Below are 20871 nucleotides of genomic sequence, written 5' to 3' on the forward strand. Positions count from 1 at the left end.
CCGCCGCTCGTGCGTGGTAAGTGGTGCTCTGGCACCACTTACCACGCACGGGCGCCGGAGGCGCCATTGACGATCGGGCACGTCCGGCGGACGGTGGGGGTGCGGGCAACGGGGCTCGCGGGGACCGACGAGGTGCGAGCATGGCAGGACGGGTCGAGGGCAAGGTCGCGCTGATCACCGGGGCGGCGCGGGGGCAGGGTCGCAGCCACGCGCTGCGGTTGGCCCAGGAGGGTGCCGACATCATCGCCGTGGACGTCTGCACCGATGTCGAGTCGGTGCCCTACGCGGGGGCCACCGAGGCGGACCTGGCCGAGACGGTCAAGCAGGTCGAGGACCTCGACCGGCGGGTGGTCAGCCGTGTCGCGGACGTGCGGGACCTGGGTGCGCTGCAGGAGGCGGTCGCGGCGGGGATGTCGGAGTTCGGGCGGATCGACATCCTGGCCGCGAACGCCGGCATCGCGTCGTTCGCCCCCGCCTGGGAGCTGGACGAACAGACCTGGCAGACCATGCTCGACGTCAACCTGACCGGGGTCTGGAAGTCGACCAAGGCCGTGATCCCGCAGATGATCGAGCAGGGATCCGGCTCGATCGTGCTGACGAGCTCGACGGCCGGGCTGGTCGCCTTCGGCAATCTCGCGCACTACACGGCGGCCAAGCACGGCGTCGTCGGGTTGATGCGGACCCTGGCGGTCGAGCTCGCGCCGCACGGGATCCGGTGCAACACGGTGCACCCGACCACGGTGAACACCGACATGATCCACAACGAGGCGATGTACACGCTGTTCATGGGCGGCGCCGAGGGCGCGGACCGGGCCGGCGCGACGGCGGCCTTCCAGACCCTCAACGGGTTCCCGGTCCCGTGGGTCGAGCCGGTCGACATCAGCAACGCGGTGCTCTACCTCGCCTCGGACGAGACCCGCTACGTCACCGGCACCACCCACGTCGTCGACGCGGGCGCACTGGCCCCGTACAAGGCCCCGCACGAATAGCGGCTGCGCCGCTCGTGCGTGGTAAGTGGTGCTCTGGCACTACTTACCACGCACGGGCGCCGGAGGCGCTGAGCGCGACCACCAGGGCGGCCGCCGGGGCGGTCGGGTCCAGCTCGGCGAGGGCGCGGACGGCCCGGCCCGCGAGGCCGTCCGGCAGCGGCAGCGCCGGGAGCGGGCCGGTCTGCACCCGTCCGCGGGCCAGGGTGGTCCAGGTGTCCGCGAGGCGGTCGCCGTGCTCGGCCAGGGTCGCCAGCGCCGCGCGGAAGGCTGACACCGCGGGGCAGGGGTGGCCCGCGGCCCGCTCGGTCTCGCCGATGGCGACCCAGGTCGCGGCGGCGGTGACCGCCCCCGCGGTCTGCTGCAGCGCGACGGCCGCGCGCAGGTCCACGAGCGCCGCGGCGGTGCGGCCGCGGCGGGCGGCGAGGAGCCCGCGGCCGCGCAGCGCGGCGGCCTGGAGGTCGTCGTCGGTGGCGGTGGCCACGACCGCGTCGTAGGCCCGCCGGGCGCGGTCCTGCTCGGGGCCCGCGGCCAGGGCGTCGGCGAGGGCGAGGGCGGCGCGGCCGAGCGCGGCGCGGTCGCCGCTTGCCTCGGCCACGGCGAGCACGGCGAGGGCCGCGGTGACGGGGTCCGGAGCCGTGTCCGGGGCGTGCAGGCGGGCCTCGACGCGGGTGAGGACGGCGTCGAGCAGGTCCGGGTCGGGCGGGGCGGGCGCGGGCACGGCGGGCGCGGGCACGGCGAGGGCCGCCGTGTCGACGGTGTCCGGCTCGCGGGTCGCCTGTGGGGGACTCGTGGGTCCGGCCTCGGGCTCGGCCCCGAACGCGGTCCGGTAGGCGGCCCCGAACGCGGCGTCGAAGGCGGTGCGGACGGCGCGGGGGACCGCACAGGTCAGGCCGTCCGGGCCCGGCCGCGGGCTGAGCAGGCCGCGGGCCCGCAGCGCCCGCAGGGGCGCGGTCACGTCCGCGCCGACCAGCGCGCCGCAGGACTCGGCGTCGACCGTCGCGGCGCCCGCGCGGACCAGCCGCACCGCGGCGGCGAGCACCGTGCGCTCGGCCTCCGACAGGGAGCGCAGGGAGCGCAGGGTGTGCAGCGCGTGCGGCCCGGTGATCGCCGTGGCCCGCACCGCGACCTGCGCCCCGCCGTCCAGCCCGAGGGCCGGGAGCGGGGCCGGGCTCACCGCGATCACCGCCGATCCGGCGCGCGGCAGCACGGCGCGGACCTGGTCGGCGCCGGTCACGTCGTCGAGCACCAGGAGGGTCGGGCGCCCGGTCGGCTCCGCGGGCTCGGCCCGCGCGGGGTCCGGCGCGAAGCGGGCCCCGCCCGGGAAGTCCGCCTCGAGCCGGGTGGCCGCCGCCAGGGCGACCGCGGTCGCGCCGGAGCCGGGCGCCCCGTGGACGACGACCACCGCCGCCCCCGCACGCACCAGCTCGACCACGGCGACGACCTCGGCCTCGCGCCCGGGCACGTCCGCGGGCACCCCCGCCACCGTGCCCGCCCGCGGCGCCACGACGATCCGCCCGACCTGCACCACCGTGTCGACGGGGGAGGTGATCCGCAGCTCCAGGTCGGTCATCGCGCACCGTCTCGGCGCAGCGTCAGGCCGCCGTGCAGCTCCCGGGTCTGGACGATGCTGCCGACCAGCCCGCCGTCCGCGATCTCGATCCGCATCCCCGACTCCGCGGGCGGCGCGGCGGGCTCCGGGATCCCCGCGGCGGGCAGCGGCGCGCCGACGTGCAGCCACACCCAGCCGCGGAAGGCCTTCACCGGCTCGCTGACCAGCACCCGGCGGTACTCGGCGACCGGCAGGTCGGCGGCCGCGACGGCGAAGACCGGCTCGGACAGGGCGCTGACCAGGTCGACGCCGGGGCGCAGCTGCAGCTGCTCGCGCAGCACGCGCGCCCCCAGGACGCGGCAGGTGCGGACCACGCCGCTGCCCGCGAACCCGTTGCGGGCCGGTCGGGCCCGGCCGAGGTGCGCGGCCACCCGCAGCCGCATCCGGTCGGCGGCGGGCGCCGCCACGTTCGCCGCGCGCAGCCCCGCGGCCAGGGCGGCCAGCACCTCGGGGACCGCCTCGGCCCCCACCCCGGGGCCGAGCAGCGCCACCTCGCCGTCGCCGTTGGGCTGGCGGGCGACATCCCGGCCCGACCACACGGCGTCGAGCAGGGTGACCAGGGCGTCCTGGGCGCGTTCCTGGCCCGCGTCGGTCCGCCTGCCGTAGCCCTCCAGGTCCACGGCCACACAGACCCGGGTGTCCCCGTCCCCCCGGCGACCGACCATCCGCACCCCCGAACTCCGAACCGCCCGCGGGGAGCCTACGAGCCCGACGGCGGCGGCCGGTAGGTTGCGTGCGCGGACGAACGATCCGCGCGACGACCGTGGGGGTGACGGGTGTCGGTCCACGAGGCTCTCCCGAGCAGCGCGCTGCTCGACGCCGAGCTCTGGGACGCGTTGTGCGGGCTCGGGCACCAGGCCGAGTTCGCGAGCGGCGAGACGCTGCTGTTCGAGGGCTCGCCGTCGGAGTCCATGCTGGTCCTGGAGGCCGGGCTGGCCGCGGTGAGCGTCGCCGACCCGGCCGGGGACGAGGTGTTCCTGGCCTTCCGCGGGCCGGGCTCGCTGCTCGGCGAGTTCGGGTACCTCGACCGCAGGCCGCGCTCGGCCATGGTCCGCGCGGTCGCGGCCACCCGCTGTCGGGTCCTGCCGCGTCCGGTGCTGGACCGCTTCCTCGCCGCCGACCCGCGGGCCGGGCAGGCGCTCAGCGCCGCCGTCGTGGCGAAGATGCGGGCGGTCACCGACCGGCGGGTCCGCTACGCCCAGGGCCGGATCGGCACCCGGATCGGGCGGGTGCTGCTGGACCACGCGGACGAGTTCGGCACGCCGGGCCAGGGGGACGACGTGGTCATCGACGTGCCCCTGTCGCAGGGCCGGATCGCGGACCTGGTCGGGGCGGGCACCCGCATCGTGGGGCTGGAGCTCGCCCGCCTGCAGGAGGCCGGGCTCGTCGACACCGGCTACCGCTCGCGCCCGCGCCGGCTGCGGGTGCTCGATCGGGCCGCCCTCGCCGTCCGGGTCGACGGCGCCGCCTGAGCCCACCCCCGTCTTCTCGCACCGGTGCCACATCAGCGGACCGGATTCGGTGGACGATGGTGGCTCGCGACCCCGGAGGGTGCCCCCGTGAGCTCCGCCCAGCCCGACCCCGATCCGCCCGAGCCCGAGCCGGACGACGTGCTCGCCCTGCTCGGCCACGATGGCGCGGCGCTGCCGACCACCCTGGAGCTGGAGGCCTGGTAGTCGACGGCGGCGAGCCCGGCCGCGTCGTCGAGGGCGCGAAAGCGGTCTAGCGCCGCCCGCCGCAGGCGGGTCGCCCGCGCGGTGTCGCCCTCCGCCGCGGCGAGCTCGCCGAGCCCGGACAGCGCCCAGGCGGTCGTGCGGAGCGCGTCGGCGCCCGTGTGGGCGGCGAGCGCGCCCAGCACCCTCCGGTAGCCGGTCGCGGCGAGCGCCCGCTCGCCCCGGTCCCGGTGCACGTCCGCGATGGCGCGGGCCGCGTCGGCCGCGGCCGCCGGGTCGCCCGCGTCGGCGAAGCGCTCCTCGGCACCCGCCAGCATCGCGAGCGCGGCGCCGGGATCACCGCGCTCGCGCAGCGCGTGCGCGAGCCGGACCTGCAGCGCCGCCCGCCGGTGCGGTGGCCCCTCGGCCTCGGCGTGGCGCAGCGCCGCCCGCTGGATCTCCGACCAGGCCGCCCAGGGGGCCCGGCTGCGCCGGCGATCGGCGGCGACGTCCGCCAGGTGGTCGAGGCGGTGCCGGTCCCGGCCGTCGAGGTGCCGGGCGAGCGGCACGAGGTTCGGCCACTCCGCCGCCCACCAGCTCGGGTCCGCGCGCTCCAGCGCCGTGGCGTAGACCCGGGCGATCCGGTCCCCGGCGGCGGCGGTCTCACGCGGGCCGCCGCGGTCGCGCGCGTCCTCCTCGGCGAAGCGGCGGACCAGGACCGGGATCTCGTACCGGCCCCACGCCCGGCCGCGCAGCAGATCGGCGTCGGCGAGCGCGGAGAGCGCCGACTCGGCCTCGGCCCGGGAGATCCCGGTCAGCGCGGCCGCGGTCTCGGCGGTCACGTCCGCCAGCGGGAAGGCCCCGAGCCCGCGCAGCACCGCCCGGGGCCCGGGGCGGAGCGCGGCCGCCGCCCGCTGCACCGCCTCCCGCATCCCCCGGTCGCCGACCCGCAGCGCGGAGAGGGTCCGGTGGGCCGGGGTCAGCGCCTCGGCCACGGCGGAGACGGGTTCGGTCGCGAGGCGCAGCGCCGCGATCCGCAGCGCGAGCGGCACGCCGTCGCAGGCGGCGAGGATCCTCGGGTCGTCGCTGCCGAGCAGTGCCGCCGCGGCCGCGGGGTCGAGCCTGCCGAGCCGGACCCGGGGCAGGCCCAGCCCGCGGCGGGCGGTGAGCAGCACGGCGGACCGCGATCCCGGCGGGAGGAGGTCGACGGCGGCGGCGTCCGCGGCGTCGTCGAGCAGGAGGAGGACCCGGCGGCGGGCCAGCGCGGCGCGGCACCCGGCCACGGGATCGGTGACGGGATCGGACACGGGATCGGGCGCCGGGTCCGGCTCGCCGAGCGCGATGAGCACCCGCCGGGCGAGGTCCGCGGCGGACACCGGCCGGTCGTCGAGCGTCTCGGCCAGCACCCCGTCGGGGAACCGCGGGGCCAGCCGGTGGGCGGCCTCGACGGCGGTCGCGCTGCGCCCCGACCCGGGCCCGCCGGTCACCACGACCGCCCGGGCGGCCCCCTCGACCGCCCGGACGATCCGGGCCAGCTCCCCGGCGCGGCCGAGCAGCGGTCCGGGCCGGGCGGGCGGCGCGCTCGGCGTCCCCTCCGGAACGGGCAGGACGATCTCGCCGATCTGCACGACGGCGCGCGCGGGCGCGTCGACCCGGAGCGTCAGCCGTCTCACCCCCGCGAACCCCATGGACAGATCATCGGTGACGGAAGCGTGAAGGCAAGGCTCTGACCTGCGATGTGTAATCAACGGCAACATTGCGGCGACCCCCTCCAAGATCGAGCTGGGGGTGACCGCCGTGCCGCAGAAGGGACTCGACCCGTTGCAGGACGGGCTGCCCGCGGCCCTGCGCGCGGTCGTCACGGACCTGCGGACGGTCTACACCGAGGGCCCCTTCGCCCGGCTCCGGTCCGTCGAGGACGCGATCGTGGACGCGCGGACACGGGGTGCCGATCTGGTGACGGTCAGCTCCGCGACCTGCTCGCGGATGCTCAGCCCGCGCCGTGGACCCGATGGACGCACCGCGCTCCCGCGGTGGCCGTCGGTGCGGGCGTTCCTCGTGGTGCACGGCGTGGACCCGGACCCGTACGAGGCCCGGTGGACCGAGGCTCGTACGGCGTGGGCGGCGCTGCCCGACCCACAGACCGACGACGCGGAGCCCGGCGACGAGGACGAGCCCGCCGCCGCGCCGTCGCCGCCTCCCCGGCGCGGCCGACGGGCCGTGCTGCTCGCCGCCGTGGGCCTGCTGCTCTTCGCGGCCGGGACCGGGTTCGGGCTGTACCTCGGGCGCGCGGGCGACCCCGCGGAGTCCGGCGCGGGTTCCGCGGCGGCCGTGTCGCCGCTCGCCCTGCCGGGCGCCGATCTCGCCGTCGGCCCCACCGGCGTCGCGTGCGACCCGGGCCCGGGCGGGACCGTCCGGTTCCTCGCGGTGACCGGTGCGGACGGCGCGGCGGGCATCCCGCAGAGCATCCGGGTGGACGTCGAGGTGATCGAGCCCGCGGCCCCCGGGGACACCTACTGGCTGATGCTGCGGCTGTTCACCGAGGGGCTGCCCTTCTACGCGAAGGCGCCGGTCCGCACGGACACCGGGCTCGCGTCCTACGTGCTGACCTTCGACTCGCCGATCGGGTCCGTGCGGGACCTCTTCGTCGTCGAGGCGGACCCGGGGGCGGGGCAGTGGCTGCAGGACAGCTACGCCGCCGACCAGGCGGGGGATTCGAGCTGGGCACAGAAGCGCGGCGCCCTGCCGCCGGGTGCGACGACGGCGTCCGGCACCTGCCGGGTCGAGCGCACCCGGTAGGTACCGTCCGGGGGTGCGCTACGACCTCACCGACCTGCGGTTGTTCGTCGCCGTCGTGGCGGAGGGGTCGATCACCGCGGGCGCGCGGCGGGTGCACCTGAGCCTGCCGTCGGCCGGCGCGCGGGTGCGCGCCCTGGAGGACTCGGCGGGTGTGCCGCTCCGAGTCCGTCGGGAGGTTGGCCGCGGGCGAGGCGGACCTGGGGGTGGTCTCGGCCGATGTCGCGCGGGCGGGGCTCCCGGACTCGGTGCGGCCGGCCGACGACCCGCTGGTGGTGATCGGTGCGGCGGGCGGGGTGCTGGTCGGGCGGGACGCGCTGACCTGGTCCGACGTCGTCGAGCACCCCATGGTCGGGCTGCGGGCCGACGCCCCGCTGCAGGAGATGATCAGCGGGCGGATCGGGCCGCACGCCCCGGTGCCCCGCTACCGGACGCGGGCGGACGGATCGGGCACCGTCGTGGCCCTGGCCGCGGCCGGGGCGGGGATCGCGGTGGTGCCGCGCCGCGCGTTGTCGCCCGGGGCGGTGCTGGAGGTCTGCTCCGCCGCGCCCTCGACAGCGAGTGGGCCGCCGTGGCGGCGGTCTGGCGGCTCAGCTGAGCCCGGGGCCGCCGATCGGGGTGAGCTCGATGAACTCCGGCGGCGCCGCGAGCAGGGGGAGGACGGCGCCGAGGCCCGCCTCGCCGAGGTCCTGGTTGAGCGCGGCGTCGCTCGACGCCTCGTCCGCCCACACCTCGGTGACCCAGACGACGTCCTCCTCGTCCGGGGTGCGGTTCACGACGTAGAGCTCGCAGCCCGCGGCCGCGCGCATCCCTTCGGCGACGGCCAGCAGGCCGTCGGCCAGGGCGGCGCCCGCCCCCGGCGTCGCGACCATCCGTACGTACCTGCCCACCTTCATGGGGAGACCGTAAAGGGGCGGCGGCGCGCTCAGGACAGGGGGAGGACGATGATCCGGTCGTCGCCGTCTCGTGGGTCGCCCCGGCCGTCCCGGTTGCTGGTGGTGAACCAGATCGCGCGGCCGTCCGGGGTCGTCGCCACGGTGCGGATGCGGCCGTAGACGTCCTCGAAGAGGACCTGCGGCTCGCCCAGGCCGCCGTCGGCGTTCACCGGGTAGCGGAACAGGCGCTCGCCGCGCAGGGCGCCCGCGTAGAGCGAGCCGCCCGCGTAGGTCAGGCCGCTCCACGACGCGTTGCGCACGGGCTGCTGGGCCACCGGGTCCAGGAAGCCGTCCCGGCCCTCCTGCCCCTCGACCTCCGGCCAGCCGTAGTTGCCGCCGGGCTGCAGCAGGTTGATCTCGTCGAGGTTGTTCTGCCCGAACTCCGCCGCGTACAGCCGGCCGCTCGGGTCCCAGGCCAGGCCCTGCGGGTTCCGGTGCCCGAGCGTGTACACCGGGGTGCCGAACGGGTTGCCGGGTGCGGGCGCGCCGTCCGCGGTGACCCGCAGGATCTTGCCGCCGAGGTCGTCCCGGTCCTGCGCGGGATCGCCGCGGCCCGCCTCGCCCGCGGTGATGTAGAGGTAGCCGTCCGGGCCGAAGGCGAGCCGCCCGCCGTCGTGGTTGCCGCCCTTGGTGATCCCGGTGACGACCTCCTGCTGGTTGCCGCGGGAGCCGTCGATGGTGCCGTCCGGGTTGGCGACGATCTTCACGACCCGGTTGTCGTTCGAGGTCGTGAACATGACGAACACCGTGCGGTCCGTCGCGTAGCCCGGGGACAGCGCGATGCCGAGCAGGCCGCCCTCCCCGGTGGGGGTGACGCCCTCGACCCGGCCCAGCTCGGTGACCCGCCCGTCCGGGTCGACGCGGGAGATCGTGGCCGGGATCCGCTGGGTGACCAGCGCCGACCCGTCCGGCAGGAAGGCGATGCCCCACGGCACCTCCATCCCGGTCACCAGCTCCCGCGGCTCACCGGGGTTCAGCACGGTGCCGGGGGTGACCGGTGCGGAGGGCGCCGCCTCCGGGGTGGCGGTGGGCGTGGCGGGCGGCGGGGACGGGGGTTCGGCCGAGCAGCCGGCCGCGACCACCAGCACCAGGGCCGCGCCTGCGACGGATCGCGTCAGGGAGCGCACCCGCCCCACGCTATCCCCGGGTGGGTGACGCGGCCGGACCCGACCCACCCGAAACGGTCAGATCGCCCGAACGAGGCCGACCTCGTCGCCGTGCCCCAGCACGGGGACGTGCCCGACGTCCCCGGTCTCGGCGCCCCACTGCGCCAGCACGTGCGCGACGACGGCGGGGACCGGCCGGGCCGACCCGTCCAGCACGGTCAGGGCGAACGCCCGCCCGTCCGGCAGCGCCGCGGCGAACACGCCCTCCGCGCCGTCCTTCGCCACCAGCCCGGGCACGGCCTGCAGGAACCGGGTGACCGGCCGCCCGGGGCCGCCGAGCCACTCCGGATACGCGCGGACGGCCGCCGCGACCCGACCCTCCGGTGAGTCCGGGTCGGCGGTGGCCAGTGCGGCGAAGGCCCGCGCCAGCCCGCCGACGGTGCAGGAGAACAGCGGGGCGCCGCAGCCGTCGACGGCGGTGTGGGTGACGTCGTCCCCGGTCAGGGTCTCGACGTGGCGGCGGATCGCCTTCTGCAGCGGATGCCCGGGATCCCGGTAGCCCGCGGTGTCCCAGCCCGCGGCGACGCAGGTCGCGAGCATGGCGGCGTGCTTGCCGGAGCAGTTCTGGGCGAGGCGGGTGGCCTCCGCGCACGCGTCCGCCAGCGGGGCGTCGGGGGTGTTGTCCAGGTCGTCGGGGCCCAGCCCGGCGCCGGCGAGGATGCGCCGCGCACCCTCCTGGTGGAAGGGCAGCCCGGAGTGCGAGGCGGCGGCGAGCGCGAGCAGCTCGCCGTCGAGGTCGAGCCCGGCGCGCAGCATCGCCGCGGCCTGCACGGGCTTGAGCGAGGAGCGCGGCAGGAAGGTCGCGGCGGGGTTCCCGCGGGAGGCCCCGCCGAGCACGGCGAGGTGGCCCAGGTGGAGGGACTCGGGGAAGCCCGACCGGATCACGGTCGCAAGCGGCTCGGCACCGTTCAGCATGCCCCGACCCTAAGGACGCCGTGAGTGGCGATGGTCGCCGGAGCGACCATCGCCACTCACGAGTGGGACAGGTGGGGCGGGTTCGGGCCGTAGGCGTTGCGCGTCGCGGAGCGCTTGCGGACCCCGGGGACCGCGAAGACCCACCGCAGGAACCGCGGCGGGGCGATGGTGCGGTCCCGCTCGCGGGCCCGCACCACCCGCCGCTCCGTGCGCACCTGGGCGGCCTGCACCTCCCGGATCGCGGCCTCCCGGTCCTGCTGCACCGCGCTGAGGTCCGTCTCGTGCACCCCGCCCGCGCGCAGCGCCGGGACCAGCCGGTTCGCCGCGGCGACGGCGTCCTGCAGGGCCATCAGGATCCCGTTGCCGCCGACCGGGGAGATGACGTGCGCGGCGTCGCCGATCAGCAGCAGGCCGGGGCGGTACCAGCGCTCCACCCTGGCGATGTCCACCGACAACAGCGTGGTCCGGTTCATGTCGGTGAGCAGGTCGGCGCGGTCGGCGAGCCAGGGGACGTGCTCGCGGAGGAACTCCTTGATCGGCTCGACGCCCGCCGCGCGCACCGCCGCGTACCCGCCCTTGGGCAGCGAGTAGCCCACCTGCCACTCGTCCGGCCCGCCCAGCAGCCCGACGTACCGGTCCGCGCCGAAGTACAGGTCGACGTCCGCCTCCGGGGGGTCGTCGGCGCGACGCGGCAGGGCGAACCACAGGACGTCGGTCTGGGCGCCCAGGGACGTCGCGGGCAGCCCGGCGAGGGTGCGGACCTTCGAGAACCGCCCGTCCGCGCCGACCACCAGGCTCGCCGGCAGCTCCTCGCCGCCGAGCTCGCCGCCGAGCTCGCCGCCGAGCTCGCCGCCGACCTCGACGCCGGTGACGACCCCGTCGCGGACGACCAGGCCGGTCACCCGCGCGCCGAGCCGCAGCTCGAACGTCGGCAGCTCGGCGGCCTTCGCGGCGAGGAACTCCAGGAACCGTGCCTGCGGCATGAGCGCGACGTACGGGAACCGGCTGTCCAGCGCGCCGTAGTCGGTCGGGGTGAGCGTGCCCGCGGGGGTGTGGAAGCGGAAGTACCGGGCCGGGAAGTGGGGCAGACGCAGCAGGTCGTCCGCCAGCCCGAGCTCGTCGAGGGTCTCCAGGGTCCACGGGTGCAGCGAGTCCCCGCGGAAGCGCCGGTCGAAGTCCCGGTGGCCTTCGAGCAGGGTCACCGGGATCCCGGCGCGGGCGAGCAGGTAGGCCAGCAGCATCCCGCCGGGACCGCCACCGACCACGCGTACCGGATCCATGACCCGACAATATCTCCACCATCGAGATGATGCACGGGTCAGCGCACGACGACCGCTCGGTCTCGGATGCGCTCCCACTGGGCGTACGGGATGTCGGCCCAGGTGAAGGCGTCCTCCAGGGTGTCGAAGGGGCGGGCCTCGCGGGTGCGCACGATCTGGTCGGCCAGGTCGGGGTCGATGGCGCACACCTGCGCGATGGTCGCGGCCGGGGCGCCGCCGAGGTCCACCAGCCCGCCGTCGTCGAACTGCGGGTCGAGGTCCGGACGGCCGATCTTCAGCTCGCGGGCCAGCGCCGGGTCCTCCGCCACGATCCGCCGCGCCTGCGCGCGCTTCTCCCGCGCGGCCAGCGCCTCGGCCATGGCGGGGTCGACGGGTGCCCGGGTGGCGGGCCACACCTGGCGCCGCACCCACAGCAGGTGGCAGAACGCCACGACCATCAACCCGATGATCAACCCGCCGACGGTGTTGTCCGTGCGCGTCTCGGACGGTTCGACGGCGACCAGCAGCGCCACCACCGCGGCGGCGTAGAGCACCGGCCAGACGAACGCGAGCGGCCGCCTGAGCCGCACCGCGGCGTGCGCGAACGGGATGGGCGAGCCGATCCCGAGCGTCACGACGTCGAGCACCAGGTACCAGCCGCCCTCCCGCAACCACTTCATGCCCGGACATCGAACGGGTCCGCCCCGGTGTCACAGGTGTCTGGATTCCGCACACCTCCGGGTGAGCGCCCGGGGTCATCCTGTGGGCCGGAGCACACGGCTCAGTCCAGCTCAGTCCAGCGCACGTCCACAGATCTCGGAGGTCGACGATGACCAGACTCCGCTTCGGCACGTTCCTCGCCCCGTTCCACGCCCCGGGCCAGAACCCCACGCTCGCGCTGCAGCGCGACCTCGAGCTGGTCGAGCACCTGGACCGGCTGGGCTACGACGAGGCCTGGATCGGCGAGCACCACTCCGCGGGCAGCGAGATCATCGCCTCCCCGGAGATCTTCATCGCCGCCGCGGCGGAGCGCACCCGACACATCAAGCTGGGCACCGGCGTCACGTCGATCGCCTACCACAACCCGCTCTGGGTGGCGGACCGGATGGTGCTGCTCGACCACCTGACCCGGGGCCGCACGATGCTCGGCTGCGGCCCGGGTTCGCTGCCCACCGACTCGTCCATGATCGGCCTGAACCCGACCGACACCCGCGAGCTGCTCGAGGTGAACCTCGACATCATCATGCGGTTGCTGCGCGGCGAGGTCGTCACCCAGACCACCCGCACCCACGAGCTGGTCGACGCCCAGCTGCAGCTGCGGCCCTACACCGACCCGTGTTTCGACGTCGCGGTCGCGGCCGTCGCGAGCCCCACCGGGCCGCGCATGGCCGGGCAGCACGGGGTCGGGCTGCTGTCGATCGGCGCCACCCTGTCCGCGGACGGGTTCGACGCCCTGGCCCACCACTGGAACGTCGTCGAGGAGCGGGCCGCGCACTACGGCGGGCCGACGCCGGACCGGTCGAAGTGGCGCCTGGTCGGGCTCATGCACATCGCCGAGACCCGGGAGCAGGCCTACCAGGAGGTCGAGTACGGCATCGAGCACTGGTTCCAGTACTTCCAGAAGGTCGCGGCGTTCCCGCAGATGGCCGTCGACGGCTCGAACCTGCGCGAGATGATCGATTTCGTCAACGAGGCGGGAATCGGCGCCATCGGCACCGTCGAGGACGCGAAGGCGCAGGTCCAGAAGCTGTGGGACCAGTCGGGCGGGTTCGGCGCGATGCTGCTGCTGGGCCACGAGTGGGCGAGCCCGGCGGCCACCCGCCGGTCCTACGAGCTGATCGCGCAGCACGTGTTCCCGGAGTTCCAGGACCAGGCCGCGGGCACCCTCGCCGCCAAGGACCGCGCGTCCTCCACGCGCGAGGCGCACGCCCAGACCCAGCTCGACGCCGTCGACCACATGACGAAGCGCTACGAGAAGGAGCTCGCCGAGAAGGGCTGACCTTCGGGGGAGTGGACGTGCGGGCCGTCCCCGGCCGATGATCGGGCCGGGGACGGCCACTGTCGGCGCGGTCTCGGCGGGGAAGGTGACCATGACGGTGAGCACCTGGGAGCGGTTCCAGTCCGGGGACGAGCCCACCGACCTGCGGCCGGAGGTGCTCACCTCCTGGCGACGGTCGCGGCTGCACGGCGTGGATCCCGAGCACGTCGACGTGCCGTTCACCGACGCGGACCCGGACACCCGGCTGGCGCGGATCGCGGTGCCGATCCTGTCCCGGATGGCCGAGCTGCTGACCGGGGACGGCTCGTGCCTGGCCCTGTCCGACGAGCGCGGCGCCGTCCTCTGGCGCTGGGTGTCCGAGCCCGCGCTGCGGACCACGCTCGACGACCTGTCCGTGGTCGAGGGGTTCTGCTTCGACGAGGAGTTCATCGGCACCAACGGGCTCGGCACGGCGCTGGAGACCGGCCGGATCGCCCTGGTGCGCGGCTCGGAGCACTTCGTGCAGCGCTTCCACCACGTCACCTGCGTGGCGGCGCCGATCCGCCACCCGATCACCCGGCGCACGGTCGGCGCGGTCAACGTCACCTGCCGGGCCGAGCACACGAACCCGCTGCTCACCGTCGTCGTGGAGACCCTGGTCGAGGAGATCCACGCCGCGCTCTGGCAGTCCGCGAGCCGCCGGGAGCGCCTGCTGCTCGACGCGTTCCTGCACGCCCGCCGCCGCGGGACCGGCCCGGTCGCGATCGTCGGCGAGGACGTGCTGATCACCGACGCCGCGGGCGCCGCTCTGGGGCTGGACCACCGCGACCTCTGGGCCGAGGTGCGCGACCTGCCCGACCGCGGCGAGGTCTCGCTGGGCACGCTGCGCGCGGACGTCGAGGTGCTGCGGGACGGGTCGACGCCCACGGGGGCGCTGCTGACCGTCGTCGACCCGGTCGCCGGGCGCCCCCGGGCCGTGCCGTCCGGTGCGCCGTCCGGGTCGCGGTCCGGGTCGCGGTCTTCGGTGCGGTCCACGGTCGGGTCAACAGTGCCGTCCACCCCGGCACCGGATCCGTGGCGGGTCGCCGCGCAGCGGGTGGCGCAGCTCGCGGACGGGGAGCCGGTGGCGGTGACCGGCGAGCCCGGCGTCGGGAAGCTGACCCTGCTGCGCGACCGCTGGCCCGGCGCGACCGTCCTCGACGCCGCGACCCTGCCCGCGGACGGGTTGGGAGAGTGGGTCCGCGCCCTGCGGGCCGCGCCGCCCGGCCCGCTCGTGCTCTGCCACGTCGAGCTGCTCGACGTCCCGGCCGCGCGGGCGGTGGCGGCCGAGCTGGACCGGGCGCCGCGCCCGCACCTCGGGCTCACCGTGACCGGCGAGCCCGCCGAGGGCGCCGCGCTGCTGCTGGACCGGCTCGGCGCCGCGACGGTCGCGGTGCCGCCGCTGCGCCGCCGCCCGGACGCCGTGGCCGCGCTCGCCCAGGAGCTCCTCGACGCGGACGGGCTGACCCTCGCCGTCGAGGCCCTGGCAGGCCTGCGGCGCCACGCCTGGCCGGGCAACCTCCGCGAGCTGTTCCGGGTGGTGCGAGACGCCGGGCGGCGCGCCCGCGGCGGGGTCGTACAGGTCGCCGACCTGCCCGCGGACGTCGCGGCCGCCGCGGCCCGCCGGGCGCCGACCCCGCTGGAGCGCGCCGAGGCGGCGGTGATCGCCTGCGCGCTGGCCGACCACCGCGGCAACAAGTCCGCCGTGGCCAAGGAGCTGGGCATCTCCCGCACCGCCCTCTACGCGAAGCTGCGCGCGTACCGCCTCGGGTGACGTCGCCGAGGTGTCGCTGAGGTGCCGCCGAGGTGCCGTCGGGGCTCCTCGGGGTAGCCGAGGCACTCCAGCCGACGAGAGGAGAGGACGACATGCACCTGGACCGGTTGCGCCCGGTGTGCGAGTCCGACGGGCCGTTCGCGACGGTCGTGCTCGACACCACGCACGACACCGAGGACGCCGACGACCAGGACCGCCTGCGGTGGCGCGCGCTGCGCGACCGGCTGGCCGATCAGGGGGCGCCGAACGACGTCCTGACCAGGCTCGACGACGCCGTCACCGACGCGCCCACCGCGGTCGGTCCGGCGGGCCGGGTGCTGGTCGCCGACCCGCAGCAGGTGCTGGTCGACCTCCGGACCCGGGGGCGCCCGACCGCCGAGGCGGCCTCCTGGGGTGTGGTGGCCGACCTGTCCGCGGTGGTGGGGCAGTGGGCCGCGACGAGGGGTTCGCGGCGCGCGGTCTGGAGGAGGTCGTGGCGGCGTGTCGGGCGTCCGCCGTCGAGGTCCTGTTCCTCGCCCCGGAGGCCGTCGGGGAGCGTGCGGTGTGGGTCGGGTCCGAGCCGGGGGCGCTCGGCCTGACCGAGGCCGAGCTGGTCACGCTGGGCAGCCGGACCGTCGGGCCGGTGCCCGCCGCGTCCGCGGTGCTGCGGGCGGCGGTCGCGGCGGGCGCGGACGTGCAGCTCTTCGACCGCGAGGACCCCGCCCCCGACCTGCCCGAGGGGCTCGGCGCGATCCTCCGGTTCCCCGTGTAGGAACAGCCCTCAGAGGACGGCGACGCAGGCTTCGAGCACCTCGTCCACCCCGATCCGCAGGCCGTCCGGGTCGCCATGCCGCACGAGCGCGCGGTGCGGCCCGGGTGGCCTGGTCGTCGGCGGTCCGCCGACGACGACCGACGGGCGGCCGTGGGTGGCGGCCAGGTCCGCGACGAGGGGCTCGCCGGTCACGACCAGCGCGGCGCCGGCGACGAGGGCCGCCAGCTCCGCCGCCGTCGTCCGCCCGGCGAGCACCTGGTCGGGGCGCAGCCCGGCCTCGGCGGCGACCGCCAGCGCGGTCGGCCGCTCGGCGGCCTGCCCGGTGAGCACCACCGTCCCCGCGGGATGCAAGCGGCGGGCCAGCGCGGCGAACCGCTCGACCGGCCACCGGCGGCTGCCGGGATGGATCACCACGGCGCCGCCGGGGCCGGGGTTCGCGGTGCGCGGTGCGGGGACGGCGCGCCCGGCGGACACCGGCGCGGGCGGCATGAGCAGCTTCGTCATCGTCGCCCCCGCTCAGCGGTGATCCGTCGAAGGCGTCGTCGCCTCGGACTCGTTCATGCCGAAGCGTTACCCGCAGCCGGCCCGCGCATACCCGAGATCACCCCCGCGGGTGCCCCGGCTGCCGGACTCAGCCCGAACGCCCGCCCAGGTGCGTGGCGAAGTGGCGCTCGATGGCCCGGTAGAGCCGCATCTGGTTCTCCGGGTTCTCGAAGCCGTGGCCCTCGTCCTCGGCGAGCAGGTACTCGACCGGGATCCCGCGCTCGCGCAGCGAGGCCACGATGTTGTCGGACTCGGACTGCTTCACCCGGGCGTCGTTGGCGCCCTGGGCGACCAGCAGCGGCGTCCGGATCCGGTCGACCATCGTGATGGGCGAGCGGGCCAGCAGGTCCGCGTGCTGCTCCGGGACGTCCGGGTCGCCGCCGTAGCGGTACCAGTTGGCGACCAGGCCGGGCCGCGCGAACTCCGGGACCGACCGCAGGAACTCGACGAGGTCGGAGATCCCCACGTAGTCCACCGAGGCCGCGAAGTAGTCCGGTGTCACGGTCACGGCGACGAGGGCGGAGTAGCCGCCGTAGGACCCGCCGTAGACGCCGATCCGCTCCGGGTCGGCGATCCCCTCGGCCACCGCCCAGTCGGCGGCGTCGATCAGGTCGGTGTGCATCGCCCGCGCGAGCTCCCCGACGGCCGAGGTGAGGTGGCGCCGCCCGTACCCGGTGGAGCCGCGGAACTCGACGTGCAGCACGGCGTACCCGCGGTTGGCGAGGAACTGGGCCTGCGGGTCGTAGCCCCAGCTGTCGTGTGCCCACGGTCCGCCGTGGACCAGCACCACCAGCGGCAACGCCTCCGGACGCCCGCCGACCGGCAGGGTCAGGAAGCCGTGCAGCGGCAGGCCGTCACGGGCCGGGAAGTGGACGGCCCGCATCGGTGCCAGGTCGGCCGCGTCGAGGTGCGGGTAGGGCCGGAACAGCTCCCGGCGCTCGCCCGTCTCGTGGTCGTAGAGCCAGGTCACGGCCGGTTCGCGGTCGTGGAGGAAGGTGGCGATCCAGCGGCGGCCCGCCTCGTCGGAGGACAGCGTGCCCAGCACGCCGTCGGACAGCGTGGCGAGCTGCGCGTAGACCGGGGCGAACTCCGGGTCGAGCACCTCGATGTGGCCGCGGTCGCCCACGAAGCGGGCGGCCAGCACCTCGCCGCTGCCGCGCCGGGTGAACAGGATCGGGGGCAGCCGCGGGTCGAGCGCCCCGAGGGTGTCCAGGTCGTGTCCCTCGACGGCGGCGACGACGGTCCGCTCGCCGGTCGCGTGGTCGAGCCGGATCAGCTGCAGGTCGTCACCGTCGCCGTAGGACCCCAGGAGCAGGCCCCGGCCGTCCGGCGTGACGTACTGGGGCAGGACGCCCACCGGGTGCTCGGCCCCGCCCGCGGTGTGGATCGGCCGCTGCCGCCCGTCCGGGTCGACCGCGGCGACGTGCCACTCGCCGTCCACCAGCCGGGAGGCGAAGACGGGCAGGCCCGCCGGGTCCAGCAGGACCGTCTCGCCCGGACCCGGTTGCTCCAGGTGCAGCGTGGTCTCGCCGCTCGCGACGTCGACCCGGAAGTAGTCGAAGTACAGCGGGCGCCGGTTCATCAGCACGAGGACGCTGCCGGGCACGCCCTCCAGGAGGTCGACGCCCACCACCCGGGACCCCGGCGGCAGCGGGGTGAGGTCGACGGCGGGCTCGTCGGGCGCGTCGAGGTCGACGCGGTAGAGGTGCCAGTCCTCGTTGCCGTCGGTGTCCTGCTCGTACAGCAGCCAGCGCGGGTCGTCGGTCCAGTGGTACCTGCCGACGCCGCGGCGGGTGTCGTGGGTGACGCACACCGCGTCGGCGTGGTGCTGGTCGATCCCGCGGACCCAGACGTTGCGCCTGCCGCTCTCCGGGGCGAGATAGGCGATGCGGGTGCCGTCGGGGGACAGGCTCGCTCCGGAGAACTCCGGGTCGGAGAAGAACTCCTCGAGCGGGATCAGGCGGGCTTCGGCGATCGACTCGGTGGTGGTCACCGGGTGTGCTCCTCTCGTCGGTGGTGTCCCCAGCAGAACCTGTGCCGTCGCGGCACGGTCAAGACCGGGGCTCACGGGAGTCGGAAGGTCGGCGCGACCGCCGCGGGGGTGGACGCCTGGGTGAGCCGGTAGAGCTCCATCCAGGGCGCGGGTGTCCCGGGCTGCGCGGTGTCCCGGGCGGGATCGTCGAGCGCCAGGTCCAGCCGCCCGCCCAGCACCGTGATCTCCTGGTTCGAGACGGTCGGCAGCCAGTCGTTCACCATCGGGGCGCCGGGCTGCACCGTCCCGATCTCGACGGCGAGGGCGTGCCCGGCGGGCAGCGTCCAGTCCGTCGACCGCAGCGCCACGGTGGTCTCGCCGGGCTGGAGTAGGGAGACCTGCTGGTCGAAGACGACGGCGCTGCCGTCGGGGGCGACGTCGTGCAGGCGGACCATGACGTTCCCGGTGCCCCGGATGGTCAGCGACACCCGCGGGATGCTGGTCAGCCGGGTGGGCTGTGCCACCGGCTCGGACCGCTGGACGTAGGACGAGGTCGCGCCATCGTCCGTATACGACCCACCCGCCAGCGCCACGGACCCGGTCCGGTCGGCCCGCGGCCAGCTCTCCTCGGCCCGCCACGCTCCGGTGCTGTCCTCGACCAGCACGTTCGGGTACGCGGTCGTCGGTGCGACGCCCTTGAGGTACTGGTCGTAGAAGGAGAACACCTCGTCGAACCAGCCCTCGCGGCCCAGCTCCAGGCGGCCGTCGGCGGTGCGTTCCCCGCCGCGCTTGTGGTCCCACTGCCCCAGCCAGGCGCGCTGCGGGCCCGCGTGGTTCGCGAGGAACTCCTGCATGCCCTCGGCGTCGGTGTTCCACTCCAGGAAGCCCTGGGTGACGAACAGTGGCGTGTCGGTGCCCTTCGCGTGCGCGGCGAGGTTCCGGAGCGTCCACGTCTCGGACTCCGGGTTCGGGTCCATGTAGGACGCCGTGTTCAGGATCGTGCACTCCGGGTGCGGCCCCGCGGGGGAGTCCCAGGCGGCGTTGGCGAGGTAGCGGGGGTCGTCGTCGGGCATCTGGGGCTGGGTGGCGAGCTGGTTGTAGATCGAGGGCACGGAGACCGTCGTGGAGCGGGGGACGCCGCCGGAACGCATGTTCCGCTGGATGTCCCAGATGGGCTCCTGCGCGATCGCGGCCTTGAGCGCCGGATGGTCCAGGTTGTTCCCGATCAGCGCGGTGATCCCGTCCATCGACTTGCCGTACATGCCCACCGAGCCGGTGGAGAAGGGCTGCGCGGCGGCCCAGTCGAGCGCCGCCCGGACGTCCGTGCGGTCGGCGTTCCCGCCGATCGCCTCGGTGCAGCCGGTGGAGCCGCCGAAGCCGCGCAGGTCCACCATGACCAGGCCGTAGCCGCGCTCGAGCAGGCGGCCCTCGGTGACCAGGTCGTCGAACCGGGCGGACGGGCCGGTGTGGGCGAAGCCCTCCACGCTCAGCTGGCCGGAGTGGCCGAAGTAGGTCCCCGCGGACAGGACGAGGGGCACCTTCCCGTCCGGCGGGAGGTCCGCGGGCAGCAGGACGTCCGCGTGGAGCTCGACTCCGTCGGGCGTCGGGAAGTAGTGCTGGGTCCAGCGGGCCCCCTCGGGGACGCGGTCGTTCTCCGCGTGCGTGACGGACCGGGTGTCCGTGGCGACCGCGGCGGCGGGGGTGTCCCCGGCGCCGCACCCCGCGAGCAGCACCAGGGACAGGACACCGGTGGCGAGCAGCCGCCTCACGACAGCACCACCAGGGCGAGCGCGAGCGAGTGGCACACCACGTGGGCGACGACGCCGGGCCACACCGACCCGGTGCGCCGCAGCAGGGCGGCGGCGATCAGGCCGACGACGGCGGCGGACACGACCCCGACCGAGGCCGTCGGGAGGAAGAACAGGACCAGCAGTGCGGCGGCGGCGGAGAGCACCGCGCTGCCCAGCACCCCGACGACCGCGCCGTGGCGCAGCAGGGCCGTGGTCACCACGCCGCGGAACAGCAGCTCCCAGGTCAGCGGCAGCACCAGGCCCAGGATCACCAGGCCCAGGACGCTCGTGTTCGGCGCGGCGGCCCCGGACGGCACCCCCAGGCGTTCCAGGCCGAGGGTCACGCCGACGGTCAGCCCGAGCGCGACGACCCCCAGCCCGGCCCCCGCCAGCAGCGCGGGTCCGGAGGCCCGGCGGATCCCGACGGCGCCGAGGTCGCGGAGCCGGGTCCGGGCCGCGGCGAAGAAGCCGCTGAGCGCGGCCACCGCGGGCAGCGCCAGCAGGATCGGGTCGTACCACGGTCCCAGCGCGGCGGCCTGCGGCTCCAGCGCGATCGGGACGCGGTAGACCGCGACCCCCATCAGCACCAGGCCCGCGACGATCTCGCCCCAGCCGGGGGCGCGGGACTCGGCGGTCGGTCGACTGCGTGTCGCTGTGGTCATGGCGAGGACGCTAGGAAGACCACCCGCACCTGCGGATCGCT

Annotated in this window: 19 protein-coding genes and 2 pseudogenes; 9 read left to right on the top strand and 12 right to left on the bottom strand. The window is 76.0% G+C overall.

Going from position 1 to position 20871, the window contains the following annotated elements; translation table 11 throughout:
- Nucleotides 1-140: 140 nt before the first annotated feature.
- Nucleotides 141-989 carry a mycofactocin-coupled SDR family oxidoreductase gene (locus tag L3X23_RS32565; RefSeq protein WP_237197236.1) on the top strand — a complete coding sequence of 283 codons (849 nt, stop codon included), beginning with the start codon at nucleotides 141-143 and terminating at the stop codon, nucleotides 987-989.
- A gap of 43 nt (nucleotides 990-1032) precedes the next feature.
- On the opposite strand, the gene L3X23_RS32570 is transcribed toward L3X23_RS32565, so the two are convergent.
- Nucleotides 1033-2559, bottom strand: a complete 1527-nt coding sequence (locus L3X23_RS32570) for a hypothetical protein (RefSeq protein ID WP_237197238.1) — start codon at nucleotides 2557-2559, stop codon at nucleotides 1033-1035.
- A complete protein-coding gene (locus tag L3X23_RS32575; RefSeq protein WP_237197240.1) occupies nucleotides 2556-3269 on the bottom strand; it encodes a hypothetical protein in 714 nt (237 codons plus the stop codon). Before L3X23_RS32575 ends, L3X23_RS32570 begins: the two co-directional genes overlap by 4 nt.
- 105 nt (nucleotides 3270-3374) lie before the next feature.
- Here L3X23_RS32575 and L3X23_RS32580 point away from each other — a divergent pair, with 105 nt between their 5' ends.
- Complete coding sequence (locus L3X23_RS32580; protein WP_237197242.1) at nucleotides 3375-4070, top strand: Crp/Fnr family transcriptional regulator; 696 nt, start codon at nucleotides 3375-3377, stop codon at nucleotides 4068-4070.
- Nucleotides 4071-4102: 32 nt separating this feature from the next.
- Here the strand turns inward: L3X23_RS32580 and L3X23_RS32585 are convergent, their stop codons facing one another.
- Nucleotides 4103-5923 carry a hypothetical protein gene (locus L3X23_RS32585; protein ID WP_237197244.1) on the bottom strand — a complete coding sequence of 607 codons (1821 nt, stop codon included), beginning with the start codon at nucleotides 5921-5923 and terminating at the stop codon, nucleotides 4103-4105.
- Nucleotides 5924-6038: 115 nt separating this feature from the next.
- Here L3X23_RS32585 and L3X23_RS32590 point away from each other — a divergent pair, with 115 nt between their 5' ends.
- From L3X23_RS32590 to L3X23_RS32600, 3 genes and pseudogenes are all read left to right on the top strand, one after another.
- Nucleotides 6039-7049 carry a hypothetical protein gene (locus L3X23_RS32590; protein WP_237197246.1) on the top strand — a complete coding sequence of 337 codons (1011 nt, stop codon included), beginning with the start codon at nucleotides 6039-6041 and terminating at the stop codon, nucleotides 7047-7049.
- A 55-nt stretch (nucleotides 7050-7104) separates the two neighbouring features.
- Nucleotides 7105-7161, top strand: a pseudogene (locus tag L3X23_RS32595) (hypothetical protein); the annotation flags it as partial.
- Between the two features lie 91 nt (nucleotides 7162-7252).
- Nucleotides 7253-7504: pseudogene (locus tag L3X23_RS32600) on the top strand (LysR family transcriptional regulator); the annotation flags it as partial.
- Nucleotides 7505-7636: 132 nt separating this feature from the next.
- Here L3X23_RS32600 and L3X23_RS32605 read toward each other — a convergent pair.
- The 5 genes from L3X23_RS32605 to L3X23_RS32625 are packed head-to-tail and all read right to left on the bottom strand — an operon-like array spanning nucleotide 7637 to nucleotide 12001.
- Complete coding sequence (locus L3X23_RS32605) at nucleotides 7637-7942, bottom strand: putative quinol monooxygenase (protein ID WP_093088420.1); 306 nt, start codon at nucleotides 7940-7942, stop codon at nucleotides 7637-7639.
- Between the two features lie 29 nt (nucleotides 7943-7971).
- Nucleotides 7972-9108, bottom strand: coding sequence for a sorbosone dehydrogenase family protein (locus tag L3X23_RS32610; protein WP_237197248.1), 1137 nt, complete (start codon nucleotides 9106-9108; stop codon nucleotides 7972-7974).
- Nucleotides 9109-9165: 57 nt separating this feature from the next.
- Nucleotides 9166-10062 (bottom strand): asparaginase, encoded by an 897-nt coding sequence (locus L3X23_RS32615; protein ID WP_237197250.1) that lies wholly within the window; start codon nucleotides 10060-10062, stop codon nucleotides 9166-9168.
- A 56-nt stretch (nucleotides 10063-10118) separates the two neighbouring features.
- Entirely contained in the window at nucleotides 10119-11342 is a 1224-nt protein-coding gene (locus L3X23_RS32620; RefSeq protein WP_237197253.1) for an FAD-dependent oxidoreductase, read from the bottom strand.
- 38 nt (nucleotides 11343-11380) lie between these two features.
- The gene (locus L3X23_RS32625) at nucleotides 11381-12001 is read right to left on the bottom strand and encodes a hypothetical protein (protein WP_237197254.1); all 621 of its coding nucleotides are present in this window, start codon (nucleotides 11999-12001) and stop codon (nucleotides 11381-11383) included.
- Between the two features lie 149 nt (nucleotides 12002-12150).
- On the opposite strand from L3X23_RS32625, the gene L3X23_RS32630 reads away from it, so the two are divergent.
- The 4 genes from L3X23_RS32630 (at nucleotide 12151) to L3X23_RS32645 (ending at nucleotide 15863) form a co-directional block, all read left to right on the top strand.
- A complete protein-coding gene (locus L3X23_RS32630) occupies nucleotides 12151-13320 on the top strand; it encodes an LLM class flavin-dependent oxidoreductase (protein WP_237197255.1) in 1170 nt (389 codons plus the stop codon).
- 91 nt (nucleotides 13321-13411) lie between these two features.
- Nucleotides 13412-15112 carry a sigma-54-dependent Fis family transcriptional regulator gene (locus L3X23_RS32635; protein ID WP_237197259.1) on the top strand — a complete coding sequence of 567 codons (1701 nt, stop codon included), beginning with the start codon at nucleotides 13412-13414 and terminating at the stop codon, nucleotides 15110-15112.
- Nucleotides 15113-15204: 92 nt separating this feature from the next.
- Nucleotides 15205-15690 (top strand): hypothetical protein, encoded by a 486-nt coding sequence (locus L3X23_RS32640; RefSeq protein ID WP_237197261.1) that lies wholly within the window; start codon nucleotides 15205-15207, stop codon nucleotides 15688-15690.
- A complete protein-coding gene (locus L3X23_RS32645) occupies nucleotides 15654-15863 on the top strand; it encodes a hypothetical protein (protein ID WP_237197263.1) in 210 nt (69 codons plus the stop codon). The genes L3X23_RS32640 and L3X23_RS32645 overlap by 37 nt, the downstream gene beginning before the upstream one ends.
- A 9-nt stretch (nucleotides 15864-15872) precedes the next feature.
- Here the strand turns inward: L3X23_RS32645 and L3X23_RS32650 are convergent, their stop codons facing one another.
- The 4 genes from L3X23_RS32650 to L3X23_RS32665 form a co-directional block, all read right to left on the bottom strand.
- Nucleotides 15873-16367: a glycosyltransferase family 9 protein gene (locus L3X23_RS32650; protein WP_237197265.1), complete on the bottom strand. Its 495-nt coding sequence runs from the start codon at nucleotides 16365-16367 to the stop codon at nucleotides 15873-15875.
- Nucleotides 16368-16494: 127 nt separating this feature from the next.
- Nucleotides 16495-18399 carry an alpha/beta fold hydrolase gene (locus tag L3X23_RS32655; RefSeq protein WP_237197267.1) on the bottom strand — a complete coding sequence of 635 codons (1905 nt, stop codon included), beginning with the start codon at nucleotides 18397-18399 and terminating at the stop codon, nucleotides 16495-16497.
- A gap of 71 nt (nucleotides 18400-18470) precedes the next feature.
- Nucleotides 18471-20147, bottom strand: coding sequence for a CocE/NonD family hydrolase (locus L3X23_RS32660; RefSeq protein ID WP_237197272.1), 1677 nt, complete (start codon nucleotides 20145-20147; stop codon nucleotides 18471-18473).
- Nucleotides 20144-20830, bottom strand: coding sequence for a type II CAAX prenyl endopeptidase Rce1 family protein (locus L3X23_RS32665; RefSeq protein ID WP_237197273.1), 687 nt, complete (start codon nucleotides 20828-20830; stop codon nucleotides 20144-20146). Before L3X23_RS32665 ends, L3X23_RS32660 begins: the two co-directional genes overlap by 4 nt.
- Nucleotides 20831-20871: the final 41 nt, after the last annotated feature.

It is taken from the genome of Pseudonocardia sp. WMMC193, from assembly GCF_021728735.1.
GTDB classification, from domain to species: Bacteria; Actinomycetota; Actinomycetes; order Mycobacteriales; family Pseudonocardiaceae; genus Pseudonocardia; species Pseudonocardia oroxyli.